Source organism: Kitasatospora purpeofusca (genome assembly GCF_034043715.1).
Classification (GTDB): domain Bacteria; phylum Actinomycetota; class Actinomycetes; order Streptomycetales; family Streptomycetaceae; genus Kitasatospora; species Kitasatospora purpeofusca_A.
Genome location: NZ_JAXCLC010000108.1, coordinates 1 through 16,669, shown reverse-complemented (window position 1 = coordinate 16,669; position 16,669 = coordinate 1). Strand labels below are relative to the sequence as shown.

Genomic DNA, 16,669 nt, shown 5'->3' with positions numbered 1-16,669 from the left:
GCCACCGAAGAAAGACCCACGACCCGCGGAGGGCGAGCGACTGTGCCTCGCTCGGCCCGAGCGAGGCACAGTCAACTGAGGCTGGATGACGTGGAGCAGGAAGTCGGCCGGTCCGACTTCCCACCCCACGCCGTGAGCTACCGCCCAACGCGCGCCCTCACCGTGCTCGCTGGCCCCTTGCCTGGAGCAAGGGGCCACCGCAAGCAACTCTCACGACGTGCCCCAGGAGCAGGACGTCAGCCTCGTCGACTTCCTGCTCCGTCCGGTCTTCGACTTGAGTGGCTGCCCCTCGCTCGGGCCGAGCGAGGGGCAACCAGCTGAGGTCGGGCCATGCGGAGTAAGAAGTCGGCCGGTCCGACTTCCCAGTCCACGCCTGGAGCTTGGGTGTTCCTGGTCACCGCCCCTCACCGTGTTCCGGTGGCCCCTTGCGCCGCGCAAGGGGCCGCCGGAAAGGGCTCTCACCGCGTGCCCCAGCAGCAGGAAGTCGGCCACCTCAACTTTCCACTCCGCCTGGTCTTCGACTTGAGCAACTGCCCCTCGCTCGGACCAGGCGAGGGGCAGCCAGCTGAGATTGGGTGACATGAAGTGACTCGCGTCCGGTGGCTCCCTTGCGCGCAGCAAGGGAGCCACCGGAAGAAGGCTCAGGACCAGGAAGTCGGCAGCATCAACCTTCCGCTCCCGCTGGCCCCCGGACCTCACCAGAAGGAACGGCGTCGGCAAGCGGCTGCCCACAGACGGGGACACTGCACAGGCAGCCGTGCTCCGGTGGCTCCCTGCGCGGAGCAGGGAGCCACCGGAAACGACTCTCACCGCGTGCCCCCGCAGCAGGAAGTCGGCGTTGTCGACTTCCTGCTTTGCCTGCTCATCGACCTCAGCACGAGAAACAGCAGGCCATAAGCAGCTGCCCCTCGCTCGGACCGAGCGAGGGGCAGCCAGCTGGGGTCGGGCGATGCGGAGTAAGAAGTCGGCCAGTCCGACTTCTTACTCCCCCGCTGGCACGGCTCGGGTCCGGTGCCCCTTGCGCGCAGCAAGGGGCACCGGAACGAGGACCAGCAAGCTCACGCAGATCCGCACTGAACCATGAGCCGGTCAGCCCCCAGGACGGAGTAGGAAGTCAGCCTCCCCGACCTTCCACTGGCGCGCTCCGGTGGCTGCCGGCGGAGAAAGACCCCCGGAGCAGGAACAACGGGTGGTGAGCGGCTCTCCCTCTCTCGGGCTGGGCGAGGGTCGGGTGACGTGGAGTGACTCGGGTCCGGTGGCCCTTGCTGCCCGCAAGGGAGCCACCGGAGGAAGACCCCGGAGTAGGGAGTCGGCGGCATCGACTTCCTACTCCTGCCGGCCTCCGCCCGCACCACAACAACCAGCGTCGGTGAGCGGCCGCCAAGGCAGCGCCTCCGAGCAGCGGCGAGGCCGGGCTTCGAGGGGTCTCGAAGCCCGGCCTCGGGCCGTGCGGGTGGGGTGAGCGGACCCGGGGTCCGCCACCCGGTCAGTGCTGGTTGGGCGGGAGCGTTCCCGTGGTGGTGCCGGAGGCCGTGGCCGAGGCGGTGCCCGAAGCCGTGGCCGCAGCGGAGCCGGAGGCGGTGGGCGAGCCTGTGCCGGTCGAGGTCGGGGTACCCGTCGGCGTCTCGGTGGGCGTGCCGGTCGGGGTACCCGTCGGCGTCCCGGTGGGCGTGCCCGTGGGCGTCCCGGTCGGGGTGCCGGTAGGCGTACCAGTAGGCGTACCGGTGGGCGTGCCCGTCGGGGTACCCGTAGGCGTCCCGGTCGGCGTGGTCGTCGGGGTGCCGGTACCCGGGTCGGTCGGGACCCCGGTGGTCGGGGTGGTCGGGGTACCCGGGTCGGACGGAGTGCTCGGGGTGCCCGGGTCGGGCGTGCCCGGGGTGGTGGGGGCCGGCGTGGTCGTCGGGGTGCCCGGGAGGGCGGGCACGACCGGCGGGACCACGGTGCCCTCGGGAACCGGCGGCTGGTTCAGCGGGCTGGACGCGATCGGGGTGACCGCGTCCCAGCCGGCCGGCAGCTCCGGCACCTTCCAGGAGCCGCCCGCCTCGTCGGCGGTGCCGTCCGGGTCGGGACGGACGGCGCCGAGGACCGGGTTGGCCCCGATCGGCCCGACCTTGACGTACGAACCCGGTCGCGGCGCGTGGACGACGAGCCCGCCGCCGATGTACATCGCGACGTGCGTGGCGCCCTCGAAGTAGATGACGAGGTCACCGGGCCGCAGCTGGTTGAGCGGGATGTGCTGGAGCTGCGCCCACTGCTCCTGGCTGGTGCGCGGGATCGGCTTGCCGGCGTGCAGCCAGGCCTGCGAGGTGAGCCCCGAGCAGTCGAAGACGTCCGGACCGGCACCGCCCCACACGTACGGCTTGCCCAGCTGGGCGAGCGCGAAGGCGACGGCGGCCCGGCCGGCCAGCGAAGGGGTGCGCTCGCCCTGGCCGAGCACCCCGGAGGCGAGGAGGGCGAGCTGGGCCTCGTCAGCCTTGGCCTTCTCGACCTGCTCCAGTTCGGCGCGCTGCGCCCCGGTGAGGGAGGAGACCAGCTGCTCGACGGCGGCGAGGTCGGCGGCGACCTTGGCCTTGGCGGAGTCCTGCTGGGTGACCAGGGCCTGCGAGGTGCTGAGCGCCTCCTCGTTCTGCTTCCGCAGCACGCCCAGGGCGTCGCGGTCGGAGGTCAGCTTGGCGAGGAACTCGTTCTGCGAGCGGCTGGCGGTGGCGAGCAGCTCGGCGATGGTGACGGCCTCGTACGGGTCCTTGGAGAGCAGCAGCTCGGCGTAGGCGGAGGCGGCGCCGTTGCGGTACTGGGCGGCGGCGAGCTGGGCGGCGATGTCGGTGCCGGCGTCGACCTGCTTCTCCTGGCGCTCCAGCTTGGAGTTGAGCTCGGTGAGCGCGGCCTGCTGCTCGGTGACCTTGGCGACGGCCCCGTTGTACTGCTCGGTGGCGGCCTCGGCGCCCTGGTAGAGCGCGTGCAGCTGGTCCAGCAGCGGGCCGAGGGTGGCCTTGGCGGCGGCGAGCGGGTCACCGCCGGGGTCGGTCACGGGCGCTCCGGGCGCGGTGGCGCCGGGGGTGGGCTGGGCCGGGTCGGCCCAGGCCGCGCCGGCGGCCAGCGGCAGTGCCAGCGCGGCGGCCGCGAGGACGGCGCCGCAGCGCAGCGCGGCCCGCACCCAGGCCGGCCGTCCGCCGCCGTTGCCCGCTCGTCGTCCGTCCTTCGGTTCCGCTTGTCGTACCCCGCCGCCCATAGGTCCTGTCCTCCCCGTCAGCCCACGCTCCGGGGTCCCCGGACCTCCGCAGATCCTGCCATGGGTTACTCGCCGGAAACAGACCGCACCCCGTACGGCCCGGTGAATTCTTCGTCCCGTTGTGAGACAGCTCTCAGCAAAACGGGCGAACCGGGCAGATCTCCACTAATGTCCAGCTCAGCGCGGCAGGCGGCACCCCCTGGAAAGGTCCTGGCCACCCCCAAGTCACCATCGGAACCACGATTCCGATGCCTGTTCACCTTCCGTTCATCAACGATCCCTACCGTCGCGAACAACGCCAACGTCTGTGCGACAACTACGACGATTGTTTGGGTATGGAACACATCTCGTTCCTGGTGGCCGTTGTGATCATCACGGCGCTCGCCTTCGACTTCACCAACGGGTTCCACGACACCGCCAACGCGATGGCCACCTCCATCGCCACGGGAGCCCTCAGGCCGAAGGTCGCGGTCACCATCGCGGCCGTCCTCAACTTCGCGGGCGCGTTCCTCTCCGTGAAGGTCGCCACCACCATCTCCGGCGGCATCGTCAACGAGAAGGCCGGCATCCATCCGGAGATCATCTTCGCCGCACTGGCGGGCGCGATCCTCTGGAACCTGCTGACCTGGCTGCGCGGTCTGCCGTCGAGCTCCTCGCACGCGCTCTACGGCGGCCTGATCGGCGCCACCGTCGTCGGCGTCGGCGTCAACGGTGTCAACTTCGACACCGTCGTCAGCAAGATCCTCATCCCCGCCGTCGCCTCCCCGCTGGTGGCCGGCCTGGCCGCCTGGGGCGCCACCAAGCTCGCCTTCGCGATCACCCGCAAGAGCAAGGACGAGGCCGTCGGCAAGGGCTTCCGCACCGGCCAGATCTTCTCCTCCTCGCTGATCTCGCTGGCGCACGGCACCAACGACGCCCAGAAGACGATGGGCATCATCACCCTGACCCTGGTCTCGGTCGGCGCCCTGCCGAAGGGCGCGCTGCCGCCCACCTGGGTGATCATCTCGGCCGGCGCCGCGATCGCGGTCGGCACCTACATGGGCGGCTGGCGGATCATCCGCTCGATGGGCAAGGGCCTCGCGGACATCACCCCGCGCCAGGGCTTCGCCTCCGAGTCGGCCGCCGCGACGGTCATCCTGACCTCCTCGCACATGGGCTTCGGCCTCTCCACCACCCAGGTCTGCTCCGGCGGCATCATGGGCGCCGGCCTCGGCGGCCCGAAGGCCGAGCTGCGCTGGGGCCTGGTCCGCCGCATGGTCTACACCTGGGGCCTGACCCTGCCCGCCGCCGCCACCGTGGGCGGACTCGCGGCCTTCCTCGCCGAGCAGGGCAACTGGGGCGTGGCGCTGGTCGGCGTCGCCCTGGTGGCCGGCTCGGGCGCCATGTGGGTCCTCTCCCGCCGCCAGCCGGTCGGGGCGGACAACGTCACCGCCGACGACATCACCGACGTCACCGACGTCACCCCGGTCGAGATCGGCCAGGCCGCGTCCGCCACCCCGACCCCCGCCTCGACCACGGTCGCGGCCTGACCGCCGCCGGCTGAGGAGCTCGAAACACCATGCACATCAAGTGGAACGCCCTGGCCCAGACCGCAGGCGTCAGCTTCGGCATCACCGTCGCCGTCGTCGCCGTCTTCGCACTCGGCATCCTGGCCCTCTCCCGCCGCGAGGCCTCGCTCACCGCGCAGCGCGCGGCGGCCGGCCCGAACGCCCCGGCGAACGGCGGCCGGCTGGCCCTGGCCGGCGCCTACAGCTGCTTCGCCGTCTGCGGCGCCGCCGTCCTCTACGGACTGTCGCTGATCGCGGGCAAGTAGCCCCGCCGCACGGCCCCGCACCGAACGGCCGGAGGGCCGGGAGTGGACCACCACTCCCGGCCCTCCGGCCGTTTCCGTACCCCCTGTCCGGATGCCGGGCGGCCGCCGTCCGGACGCCGTCCGGCCGCCGCGCGGATCAGTCCTGGGCGGTGCGCAGCACCGTCTCGCGAATGAACAGCACCGTGACGAAGGCCAGCAGCGCGAACGGCGCCGCGACCAGGAACACCACCCCGACCCCGTGCCCGAAGGCGTCGGTGACCAGCGGCACCAGCGGCGCGGGCAGCTTGTGCAGGTCCGGGATGCCGCCGCCGAGCGCGCCGCCGGACGCCGGGACGTGCGCCGCGGCCAGGTTCTCGGCGAGGTAGTGGCCGACCCGGTTGTTCATCAGCGCGCCGAGCGCGGAGACGCCCATCGCGCCGCCCATGGTGCGGAAGAAGGTGACCACCGAGCTGGCCGCGCCGAGCTCGGCCCGCGGCACGGTGTTCTGCACGGCGAGGACGAGGTTCTGCATGGTGAGGCCGAGGCCGACGCCGGTGACCGCCATGTAGACCGAGAGCAGGCCGTAGGGCGTGTCGGCCCGGGCGGTGCCGAGCAGGGCGAAGCCGATCGCGAGCAGCAGGGTGCCGGCGACCAGGTAGGCCTTCCACCGGCCGTACTTGGTGATCATCCGGCCGGCCACGGTGGACGAGACGGCCAGGCCGAGGATCATCGGCAGGGTCATCAGGCCGGCCACGGTCGGGGACTTGTCCCGGGCGAGCTGGAAGTACTGGCTCAGGAACGTGGTGGCGCCGTACATCCCGATCCCGACCAGGACGCTGGCCAGCGCGGACAGGGTGACCGTCCGGTGCCGGAACAGCTGCGGCGGGATGATCGGCTCGGCGGCGCGGCGCTCGACCAGGACGGCGAGGGCGCCGAGCAGCAGCCCGCCGCCGACCATGGCCGCGGTCTGCCAGGAGAGCCAGGCGTAGTTCTTGCCCGCCAGGGTGATCCAGATCATCAGCAGGCTGACCGCGCCGGTGATCACCAGTGCGCCCAGGTAGTCGATCCGCACCTTGCGCCGGACCACCGGCAGCTTGAGGGTCCGCTGCAGCACCAGGATGGCGGCCAGCGCGAACGGGATGCCGACGTAGAAGCACCAGCGCCAGCCGAGCCAGGAGGTGTCCACGATGACGCCGCCGATCAGCGGGCCGCCGATGGTGGCGAGGGCGAAGACGGCGCCGAAGTAGCCGCTGTACCGGCCGCGCTCGCGCGGCGGGACCATCGCGGCCAGGCAGATCTGGGCGAGCGCGGTGACGCCGCCGGCGCCGATGCCCTGGAGGGCGCGGCAGGCGATCAGCTGGCCGGTGTTCTGGGAGAAGCCGGCCAGCGCGGAGGAGGCGATGTAGATGACCAGCGCGATCTGCAGCAGCAGCTTCTTGCTGGCGAGGTCGGAGAGCTTGCCCCAGATCGGCGTGGAGGCGGTGAGGGTGAGCAGGGTCGCGGTGATCACCCAGGTGTAGGCGGACTGGCCGCCGTGCAGGTCGGTGAGGATCCGGGGCAGCGCGTTGGAGACGACGGTCGACGAGAGCACGGCGACGAAGAGGCCCAGCAGCAGGCCGGAGAGCGCCTCCATGACCTGCCGGTGCGTCATCGGTTGGTCGGTGGCGGCGGCGGCTCCGGTCGAGGCAGTCGGGGTGGCGGTGGCGGTCATCGAAATCCTTCGGAATAGTTGCCTGACACAACCATAAGCCGAGATGGTTGACTTGGGCAACATTCTTCAAGAACAAGTAAAGCCCGGACCGGTCCCGGTCCGGGCTCCCCGCGCGGTCCGCCCGCCGACCTCAGCCGGCCGGCACGGCCGCCTCGCCCACCACGTCGTTGAAGCGGTGCAGCAGCTCGGCGAAGCGGAGCACGTCCTCCTCCGACCAGTCGGCCATCAGCTCCCGCACCCGGCCCATCCGGGCATCCCGGGCCGCCAGGAAGCGCCGCCGGCCCTCCTCGGTGAGCGACACCAGCGCCGAACGGCGGTCCAGCGGGTCCGCCTCCCGGGCCAGCAGGCCCAGCTCCTCCAGCGCCCGGATCTGCCGGCTGATGGTCGCCTTGCCGACCGCGAAGTGCACGCCGACATCGGTCACCCGCACCGGCCCGGCCTGCTCGACATGGCCCAGCAGGCTGTACGCCATGCCCTCCAGCTGCGGATGGACCCGCCGGGACAGCTCCGCCACCCGGGCCCGGCCGCGGCGGAACAGCACCCCGACCTCGCGTTCCACGGCCAGCAGGGGCTGCTCGTCGCGCTCCTCGTTCGGCACCTTCACCGCGCCAGTATCCCGCAGCCCGCCCGGGCCGCTGCGGCGCGGGAGAAACACAGAGGAAACTAGTTCATGCTATTAAGTATCCGGTTTCCCCCGTTACGCAAGGAGATGTGCATGACCGCCGCCCCCGGGCAAGAAGCAGGGCAGGAGCCGACGCCGGAGCCGACGAAGGGACCGGCCCCGGAACCGAGGAAGGGCTTCGTCGCCGAGCTGAAGGGCGCGGTCACCCCGCGCGCGGCGCTGCTGGTCATCGGCGTGCTGCTGCTCCAGCTCGGCTTCGTCACCTCCTACGTGGGCGCCCTGCACCACCCCGCGCCGCACGAGCTGTCGATCGCGGTGGTCGCCCCGCCGCAGGTCGCCCCCAAGTTCGTCCAGGGCCTGGAGTCGGTCCCGGACAGCGCCGTGAAGGCCGTCACCGCGCCGGACGCGGCGACCGCCACCGAGCGGATCAAGGACCAGAAGGTCTACGCCGCGCTGGTGGTGGACCCGGCCTCCACCGAGGACGTGCTGCTGGTCGCCAACGCGCGCGGCCCGTCCGCCGCCCGGGCCGCCGAGAGCATCGTCACCGGCCTGGAGAAGACCCAGGGCCGCACCGTGAAGGTCGAGGACGTGGTGCCCCTGGCCAAGGGCGACGCCAACGGCCTGTCCTCCTTCTACCTGGTGATCGGCTGGTGCGTCGGCGGCTACCTGGTCGCCTCCATCCTCGGCGTCAGCGCCGGGGCGAAGCCCGCCAACACCGACCGGGCGCTGATCCGCCTCGGCACGCTGGCGCTCTACTCGGTCGCGGCCGGCATCGGCGGCGCGATCATCGTCAAGTCGGTGCTGGGCGCGCTGCCCGGGCCGTTCTGGTCGATGTCCGCCGTCGGCGCGCTGGTGGTCTTCTCGGTGGGCGCGTTCACCATGGCCCTGCAGTGCCTGTTCGACATCGTCGGCATCGGCGTCGCGGTGCTGCTCTTCGTGGTGCTCGGCAACCCCAGCGCGGGCGGCGTCTTCCCGCCCCCGCTGATGCCGCCGTTCTGGCGGGCGATCGGGGCCTGGTTCCCGAACGGCGCGGGCACCGACGCGACCCGCTCCCTCGCCTACTTCGACGGCACCGCGCTGACCAAGCCGCTGCTCGTGCTGCTGGCCTGGGCCCTGGCCGGGATCGCGGTGACCTTCGCCGCCGTCCTGCGCCGGCCCTCGCACCGCAGCCGCGAGCTGGTCGAGAGCTGACCGTCCCGGCGCCCGACCGCCCAAGGCCCACAGGCCCGAGGCCCGAGGCCCGAGGCCGAAAGGCTCTCAAGCCCTGAGGCCCTCAAGCGCTGAGGCTCTCAGGCCCTCGGCCGGCCCGGATCGGCGAGCACCGACCGGACCACCCCCGCCGCGGCTCCCAGCAGGGGGCCGCGGCGGCCCAGCCGGGAGACCGTCAGCCGCTCGTCCGCCCAGGGGCGGACGGTCACCCGGGCGGCCAGCTCGGCCCGCATCGCGGGCAGCAGCCAGGGCGCCAGCTGCGCGTAGCCGCCGCCCAGCACCACCTCCGCCGGGTCCAGCAGGTTGACCGCGCCCGCCGAGGCGATCCCCAGCGCGGCGCCGGCCCCGGCGAGCGCCTGCCGCACCTCCTCGTCCCCGGCCTCCGCCCGCTCGGCGAGCAGCGCCACCCAGTCGCCCCGGATGCCCTCGAGACCGGCCGCGCGCAGCACCGCCGACTCCCCCGCGTACTGCTCCAGGCAGCCGTGCGCCCCGCAGGCGCAGCGCGGACCGTCCGGACGCACCGGGACGTGCCCCAGTTCGCCCGCGAAGCCGCGCGCGCCGCGCAGCAGGCGGCCCTCGACCACGATCGCCGAGCCGATCCCGGCCTCGGCGGAGACATGCAGGAAGTGGGCCGGCCCGCCGCCGAGCCAGAGTTCGGCGAGCCCGCCGAGGTTGGCCTCGTTGTCGGCCCGCAGCGGCAGCTCGGCCAGCTCCCCGGCTCCGGCGGCGCGCAGCGCGAGCCGCAGCTCGGTGGCGAGCGGCACCTCCTCCCAGCCCAGGTTGGCGGCGCGCTGGAGCAGTGCGCCGTCGACCCCGACCAGGCCGGGCACGGCCAGGGCCAGCCCGGCCGGGCGCGGTCCGGCCTCGGCGGCGGCCCGGCGGACCAGTTCGGCGAGGTCGGCCATGACGGCGGCGGGGCTCCGGCCCCGGTTGCGGATCTCCTGGCGGCGCCAGGCGCGGACCTCGCCGCGCAGGTCGACCACGCAGGCGCCCAGGTGCTCCACCCCGATCTCGGCGCCGAGGCCGCCGGGGCCGTCCGGGTTGAGCCCGAGCGCGGTGCCGGGCCGGCCGGCCTTGCCGCTGGGCGCGGCCGGGCCCTCCTCGACCACGAGTCCGGCCCCGATCAGCTCCTCGGCGAGCGAGGAGACCGCGGCCCTGGTCAGCCCCGTCCCGGCGGCCACCTCGGCGCGCGAGCGCGGAGCGCGCGCGATCACACCGAGCACCAGCGCCAGATTGGCCCGGCGCATCCCCTGCTGGCTCGCGGGCCCGGTCGGGGCGCCGTCCGTCTCACGCATCACGCATCACGCATCACGCCCACCCGCTCCGGCCACGGCTCACTGCCCTTCCGAGCCTAGGGCCGGGACGCCCGCGGGGCTTCCCGCCCCGGGCTGCTCCACGCGGGTGAAGACCCAGCGCTGCATGGCCCAGAACCGGAACAGCATCGCCACGAAGGTGCCCAGCACCATCCCGCTCAGGAAGTCGGCCAGCTCCTGGGTGAACGGGCTGACCCGGGGCTCGCGCAGGTCCAGCAGGTAGCGCGAGGCGATCAGCGGCAGGTCGTTGACGGCGATCGCGACGGCGCTGACGAGCACGAAGAGCAGGGGTTCGCGCCGTCGCCAGGGGGAGCGGAAGGACCACCGCCGGTTGAGCAGGTAGGAGACGACGGTGCCGACCACGGTCGCCGCGGTGAGTGCCAGCACCGGCTTCCCCGGCAGGACGGTGAACCGCAGCGCGTAGTTGATCAGCAGCGTCAGGGCGAAGCAGCCGCTGCCGACCAGCAGGAACTTCACCAGCCGCCGGTGCCGGACCAGGGCCGGACGGACCCGGCCCGGCACCCGGGCCAGGACGCGCTGGGTGAGGGACGGCATCTTCGCAGTCTGGCACGGCGCACGGAGCCCGTCCCGTCCGGCGAACCGGGCGGGACGGGCTCCGGGGCGGGGGGCCGTCGGACGGGGCCGGGGGTCGGGGAGGAGCCCCCGGCCAGGAGGCCCGGACCGGGTCAGGCGACGGCGGCCAGCACCTCGGCCGGCTCCAGGGCCAGCCCCAGCACCTCCCGGACGTCGGCGACCGGGTGCACGGTGAGCCGCGCCAGCACCTCGGCCGGGACGTCGTCCAGGTCGGCCTCGTTCCGCCGGGGGATGATCACCGTGGTGACCCCGGCCCGGTCGGCGGCGAGCAGCTTCTGCTTCACCCCGCCGATCGGCAGCACCCGCCCGGTCAGCGACACCTCGCCGGTCATCGCCACATCGGTCCGCACCTTGCGCCCGGAGAGCAGCGAGGCCAGCGCGGTGGTCATGGTGATACCGGCGCTCGGACCGTCCTTGGGGACGGCGCCGGCCGGGATGTGCAGGTGCACTCCCCGGTCGCGCAGCGAAGTGACCGGCAGCTCCAGCTCGGCCCCGCGCGAGCGCAGGTAGGAGAGCGCGATGTGTGCGGACTCCTTCATGACGTCGCCCAGCTGGCCGGTCAGGGTGAGCCCGGTGCCGCCGGTCTCGGCGTCGGCGAGCGAGGCCTCGATGTAGAGGACGTCGCCGCCGGCCCCGGTGACCGCCAGGCCGGTCGCCACCCCGGGCACCGCGGTGCGGCGCTCGGCGGGCTCCTGGGCGGCCTCCGGCACGTGGTGCGGCCGGCCGATCAGGGCGCGCAGCTCCTCCGCGCCGATCGCGGCGGGCAGCTCGCGCTCCCCCAGCTCGGTCTGCGCGGCGATCTTGCGCAGCACCCGGGCGATCGCCCGTTCGAGGTTCCGGACGCCGGCCTCGCGGGTGTACTCGCCCGCCAGCCTGCGCAGCGCCGGCTCGTGGACCGCGACCTCCTCGCCCTTGAGCCCGGCCCGCTCCAGCTGGCGCGGGAGCAGGTGGTCGCGGGCGATGACGACCTTCTCGTCCTCGGTGTAGCCGTCCAGGCGGACCAGCTCCATCCGGTCGAGCAGCGGCTCGGGGATGGACTCCAGCACATTGGCGGTGGCGAGGAAGACCACGTCGGAGAGGTCCAGCTCGACCTCCAGGTAGTGGTCCCGGAAGGTGTGGTTCTGCGCCGGGTCGAGCACCTCCAGCAGGGCGGCGGCCGGGTCGCCCCGGTAGTCGGAGCCGACCTTGTCGATCTCGTCGAGCAGGACGACCGGGTTCATCGAGCCGGCCTCCTTGAGCGCCCGGACCAGCCGGCCGGGCAGCGCGCCGACGTAGGTGCGGCGGTGGCCGCGGATCTCGGCCTCGTCCCGGACGCCGCCGAGCGAGACCCGGACGAAGGTGCGGCCCATGGCGCGGGCCACCGACTCGCCGAGCGAGGTCTTGCCGACCCCGGGCGGGCCGACCAGCGCGAGCACCGCGCCGCCCGCCCGCCGGCCGCCGCCCTTCGGGGGAACGGCCCCGCCCGGTCCGTCCTGCTGCTCCCCGGCGGCCTGCCCCGCCGCCTGTCCCGCCGCCTGCCCCGCCGCGGCCGCCTGCTCGGCCCGGCGCTTGCGGACGGCCAGGTACTCGACGATGCGGTCCTTGACGTCGGCCAGGCCGGCGTGGTCGGCGTCCAGCACCGCGCGGGCGCCGGCGATGTCGTAGCTGTCCTCGGTGCGCTCGTTCCAGGGCAGCTCCAGCACGGTGTCCAGCCAGGTGCGGATCCAGGAGCCCTCGGGCGACTGGTCGCTGGCCCGCTCCAGCTTGTCGACCTCCTTGAGGGCGGCCTCGCGGACCTTCTCCGGGAGGTCGGCGGCCTCGACCCGGGTGCGGTAGTCGTCCTCCTCGTCGGCCGGGTCGCCGTTCAGCTCGGCCAGCTCCTTGCGGACGGCCTCCAACTGGCGGCGGAGCAGGAACTCCTTCTGCTGCTTGGCGACGCCCTCCTCGACGTCCTTGCGGATGGTGTCGTTGACCTCCTCCTCGGCGAGGTGGTCGCGGAGCAGGCCGAGCGCGTACTCCAGTCGCGCGACCTGGTCGGCCTCCAGCAGCACCTTGAGCTTCTGCTCGGCGGTGGCGAAGGGCGCGTAGCCGATGTTGTCGGCGAGCTCGCCGACGCCCTCGATCGCGGCCACCCGGTCGACGATCTGCCAGGCGCCGCGCCGGCGCAGCCACTGGGTGGAGAGCGACTTGTACTCCTTGACCAGCTCGGCGGCCCGGCCGGCCACCGGGGTGCCGACCGAGGACTCGCGGAACGGCGTGGTCTCCACCCAGAGCGCGGCGCCGGGCCCGGTGGTGCCCACGCCGATCCGCACCCGGCGCACCGCCCGGACCAGCGCGGCCGGCTGCCCGATCCCGTCCGGGCCGTCGGCCAGCCGGCCGACCTGCTCGACGGTGGCGAGGGTGCCGACCGCCGCGTAGGAGCCGTCCACCCTCGGGACCAGCAGCACCTGCGGCTTCCCGGCGCCTCCGGTGGCGGCGGCGCGCGCGGCCTCGACGGCGGCGCGGACCTCGGCGTCCTTCAGGTCCAGCGGAACGACCATGCCCGGCAGGACGACCTCGTCGTCCAACGGCAGCACGGGCAGGGTGAGCGGTGCGGACGTCGATGCCATGATCTCTCCCCAGTCAGCGAACTTGAGTCGCCCTGACTAAGGCTTGGCGGGCCCCGGATGTTCCCCGCCACCTGTTCGCCATGAGCGAACACGGCGGATCGGCGCGGGCTGTCGCGGAGCTGTCAAAAAAGGCCCGGCACCGGACCGGGAGGCGATCCTGCCGGGCGGATCCGGGAGCGTCCCCGCCGTCCGACGGGCGGATCCGGAAGCATCCCCGCCACCCGCCGGGCGGATCCGGGAGCACCCCCGCCACCCGGGATCAGGAGCGGCCCGGCACCGCGGCACCCCGGGCCGGGGCCGGGGACGTGGACGCCGGCCGCGACAGCTCGGCGGGCAGCCCGACCGGGGCACGACGCGGCCGGTGGCCCTCCCAGCGGCGCAGCCACCGCCACAGCGCCACCCCGGCCAGCAGCGCCACCGGGTGGCCGACCCCGGTGACGAGGTCCCGGTCGGCGGCGATCTGCTCGGCGACCAGCACCACCGCCAGCGCGAGCACGGCGGTGCGCCCCGCCGGCCGGAGCAGCCCGGCCAGCGCGCCGAGGCTGGCGAGCACGCCGTAGCTGACACCGATGTCGAGGTGGTCCATGGCGGCCGGCTCCAGCCGCCCGGCCTCCACCGCGACGACGACCACGCCCTGGGAGAGCAGGGTGGCGGCGACGTGCCCGGCCCCGAAGACCGCGGCCGCCCGGCCGGGGCCGACCCGGCGCTCCAGCGGCGCGACGGTGAAGGCGAAGGCCCAGAGGTAGGGCATCCAGACCGGACCGGCCACCCAGAAGCCGCTGAACAGCAGCGCGCGCAGCGGGTGCCGCAACAGGTTGTGCCCGTCCGAGCTGGAGGCTTCCTGGAGCCGGAGCACCAGCTCCGGGTCGGCCAGCCCGGCGAAAGTGGTGGTGGCGCCGACCACGGCGAGGTAGCCGAGGGCGAAGGGATTGCGCCGCAGGGTCGGCACCCGGGCCAGGATCCAGTCGACCGCGCCGGTCCGCAGGCCGGCCCGGAGCATCCCGTACGGCGGCCCGCCGCGCCCCGCGGGCGCCTGCCGCTCCGTCATGCCGCCTCCGCTCCAACGCCCGCAGCCGTCACCCGCGCGTATCCAACGTACCGGCGCGTACCGGAAATCCCACCCCCACGAATTTGTCGTGGCCACGTTACGTCCGGTGCCTGGGAGTCCGCTGGGAGAAGGCCGTGAGGATCCGGGGTCCGCACCGGTCGGCATTGGTCCAGACCTGCGCCCCCTCTCGGGGCCGCTTTCCGCCCTGACCGGCGGCTTGGCGTCAACTCATGTGCATACGTACCGTTACGGAGTGAAAAAACGCCGGGTAAGGTATCGGCCCGTGCCCACTTCCCGGTGGGCCCGAAAACCGGTCCGACAGGCCGGCCCGCGGGCCGGAAATGTCCGGTCCACCTGCCGGGAATCACCTGCGGTCCGTACGCTGCGAGGTGTACGGGAGACGGAGAGCGGCCCACGCCCTCGCCGTCGCCCGCGCACGCGACGGGACGGCGGACCCGGCACAGTCCACGACGGAACAAGACTACGAAGCGGAGCCTTCGCCATCCCCACAGGTGGCCGGCCCGCAGCCCTGGGGGCGGTGGCGTGACCGTGACAGAAATTCAGCAGGACAACCAGAACACCGGCGGCACGGTGAGCAGCCAGCGCAGAGTGCTGGTGGTGGAGGACGAGCCCACGATCGCCGAGTCGATCGCGGCCCGGCTGGGCGCGGAGGGCTTCAAGGTGGCGGTGGCCCACGACGGCCCCGGCGCCGTCGACGGCTTCCACACCTGGCAGCCGGACCTCGTCGTCCTCGACATCATGCTGCCCGGCTTCGACGGCCTCGAGGTGTGCCGCCGGATCCAGGCCCAGCGCCCGGTGCCGGTCCTGATGCTCACCGCGCGGGACGACGAGACGGACCTGCTGGTCGGCCTCGGCGTCGGCGCCGACGACTACATGACCAAGCCCTTCTCCATGCGCGAACTGGCCGCCCGGGTCAACGTGCTGCTGCGCCGCGTCGAGCGCGCCCAGCAGGCCGCCCGGACGCCCGCGCTGGGCAGCCTGCGCTTCGGCGAGCTGGAGATCGACCATGTGCAGCGCCGGGTCCGGCTGGCCTCGGGCGACGTCCACCTGACGCCGACCGAGTTCGACCTGCTCGCCTGCCTGGCGGCCCAGCCGCGCGCCGTGCTCACCCGTGAGCAGCTGCTGGCCGAGGTCTGGGACTGGACGGACGCGTCCGGCACCCGGACCGTCGACAGCCACGTCAAGGCACTGCGCCGCAAGATCGGCGCCAGCTGGATCCGCACCGTGCACGGTGTCGGGTACGCGCTGGAGGCCCCGCTCTCGTAGCGGCACCACCCTCGGACACCGGGCCGCCGGGGGGCCCGTTGTCCCGAACCGCCGTGCGGCGGACCCACGCGCGGGACCACAGGGGACCAATGACCTTTCCACAGCAACGCAACGGGGACATCGACGGCAGTCGGCCGCCCACCCTGGCCGCCCGCGCCGCGAAACGGGTCTGGGCCGACATCCGGCCGCTCGACCCGGTCCGCTCCATCAAGGGCAAACTCGCCCTCCTGGTGATCGTCTCGGTCTTCCTGGCCACCGGCATGGTGGTCGTGGCGATCCGGTCCGAGACCCAGATCCGGATCATCATGATCTTCTCGATGATCGCCTCGCTGCTCTTCATGCAGTTCCTCGCGCACGGGCTGACAGCCCCCCTGCGCGACATGACCGCCGCCGCCCGCGCGATGGCCTCCGGCGACTACAGCCGCCGGGTCGAGGTGAACTCGCGCGACGAGATCGGCGAGCTCGCCGCGACCTTCAACCAGATGGCGTCCGACCTGGAGGCCGCCGACCGGCACCGGCGCGAGCTGGTGGCCAACGTCTCGCACGAGCTGCGCACGCCGATCGCCGCGCTGCGGGCCGTGCTGGAGAACGTGGTCGACGGCGTCGTCCAGCCCAACCCGGCGACCCTGGGTGCCGCGCTGGAGCAGACCGAGCGGCTCGGCCGGCTGGTCACCCACCTGCTCGACCTCTCCAAGATCGACGACGGTGTGGTCGACCTGGACGCCCGCCCGTTCGAGGTGCGCGAGTTCCTGGACGGCGTGCTGCGCGGGGTCACCGTGGACGGCGCCACGGCCGGCGGGGCCTTCTCCCGGCGCGGCGACGTCCGGCTCGCCCTGGAGGTGAGCCCGGCCGGGCTGACCGGCGTCGCCGACACCGAACGGCTCCACCAGGTGGTGGCCAACCTGGTGGACAACGCCTGCAAGCACTCCCCGCCCGGCGGCACCGTGACGGTCCGGGCCAGACCCGACGAGGGGCCCGGGGCCCTGCTGCTGGAGGTCGAGGACGAGGGTCCCGGCATCCCGGCGGCGGACCGGGCCAGGGTCTTCGAGCGGTTCGGCCGCAGCGGCACCGCGACCGCGGCCGGCCCCGGCTCCGACGGCGGCACCGGCCTGGGCCTGGCCATCGCCCGCTGGGCGGTGGACCTGCACGGCGGGCGGATCGAGGTCGCCGAGGCCGCGCGCGGCTGCCGGATCGAGGTCCGGCTGCCCGGCCCGCGCTGACCGCCCCGCGGGGGGGGGGGGGGGGCCCGGCCCCCCCCCCCGGGGGGGGGGGGGGG

12 protein-coding genes are annotated in these 16,669 nt (G+C 73.7%); 5 read left to right on the top strand and 7 right to left on the bottom strand.

Going from position 1 to position 16,669, the window contains the following annotated elements; translation table 11 throughout:
- Positions 1–1,486: 1,486 nt before the first annotated feature.
- Entirely contained in the window at positions 1,487–3,229 is a 1,743-nt protein-coding gene (locus SM793_RS34260; RefSeq protein WP_320442240.1) for an NlpC/P60 family protein, read from the bottom strand.
- A gap of 335 nt (positions 3,230–3,564) precedes the next feature.
- On the opposite strand from SM793_RS34260, the gene SM793_RS34255 reads away from it, so the two are divergent.
- The gene (locus SM793_RS34255; protein ID WP_320442239.1) at positions 3,565–4,758 is read left to right on the top strand and encodes an anion permease; all 1,194 of its coding nucleotides are present in this window, start codon (positions 3,565–3,567) and stop codon (positions 4,756–4,758) included.
- A gap of 29 nt (positions 4,759–4,787) precedes the next feature.
- A complete protein-coding gene (locus SM793_RS34250; RefSeq protein ID WP_320442238.1) occupies positions 4,788–5,042 on the top strand; it encodes a hypothetical protein in 255 nt (84 codons plus the stop codon).
- Between the two features lie 136 nt (positions 5,043–5,178).
- Here the strand turns inward: SM793_RS34250 and SM793_RS34245 are convergent, their stop codons facing one another.
- Positions 5,179–6,732, bottom strand: a complete 1,554-nt coding sequence (locus SM793_RS34245) for an MDR family MFS transporter (protein WP_320442237.1) — start codon at positions 6,730–6,732, stop codon at positions 5,179–5,181.
- Positions 6,733–6,862: 130 nt separating this feature from the next.
- Entirely contained in the window at positions 6,863–7,336 is a 474-nt protein-coding gene (locus tag SM793_RS34240; RefSeq protein WP_320442236.1) for a MarR family winged helix-turn-helix transcriptional regulator, read from the bottom strand.
- A 111-nt stretch (positions 7,337–7,447) separates the two neighbouring features.
- Here SM793_RS34240 and SM793_RS34235 point away from each other — a divergent pair, with 111 nt between their 5' ends.
- Positions 7,448–8,545: an ABC transporter permease gene (locus tag SM793_RS34235; protein ID WP_320442235.1), complete on the top strand. Its 1,098-nt coding sequence runs from the start codon at positions 7,448–7,450 to the stop codon at positions 8,543–8,545.
- Positions 8,546–8,643: 98 nt separating this feature from the next.
- On the opposite strand, the gene SM793_RS34230 is transcribed toward SM793_RS34235, so the two are convergent.
- From SM793_RS34230 to SM793_RS34215, 4 genes are all read right to left on the bottom strand, one after another.
- Positions 8,644–9,858, bottom strand: a complete 1,215-nt coding sequence (locus tag SM793_RS34230; protein WP_320442234.1) for an ROK family transcriptional regulator — start codon at positions 9,856–9,858, stop codon at positions 8,644–8,646.
- Between the two features lie 39 nt (positions 9,859–9,897).
- Positions 9,898–10,431: a GtrA family protein gene (locus SM793_RS34225; protein ID WP_320442233.1), complete on the bottom strand. Its 534-nt coding sequence runs from the start codon at positions 10,429–10,431 to the stop codon at positions 9,898–9,900.
- Between the two features lie 131 nt (positions 10,432–10,562).
- Complete coding sequence (lon, locus tag SM793_RS34220) at positions 10,563–13,058, bottom strand: endopeptidase La (RefSeq protein WP_320442232.1); 2,496 nt, start codon at positions 13,056–13,058, stop codon at positions 10,563–10,565.
- 259 nt (positions 13,059–13,317) lie between these two features.
- On the bottom strand, positions 13,318–14,106 hold the full coding sequence (locus SM793_RS34215) for a rhomboid-like protein (RefSeq protein WP_320442231.1): 789 nt from the start codon (positions 14,104–14,106) through the stop codon (positions 13,318–13,320).
- Positions 14,107–14,655: 549 nt separating this feature from the next.
- Between SM793_RS34215 and SM793_RS34210 the strand changes: the two genes are divergently transcribed.
- Both SM793_RS34210 and SM793_RS34205 read left to right on the top strand, forming a co-directional pair.
- The gene (locus SM793_RS34210; protein ID WP_093864899.1) at positions 14,656–15,393 is read left to right on the top strand and encodes a response regulator transcription factor; all 738 of its coding nucleotides are present in this window, start codon (positions 14,656–14,658) and stop codon (positions 15,391–15,393) included.
- An 89-nt stretch (positions 15,394–15,482) separates the two neighbouring features.
- A complete protein-coding gene (locus tag SM793_RS34205; RefSeq protein WP_045939224.1) occupies positions 15,483–16,613 on the top strand; it encodes a sensor histidine kinase in 1,131 nt (376 codons plus the stop codon).
- The last annotated feature ends 56 nt before the right edge of the window (positions 16,614–16,669 follow it).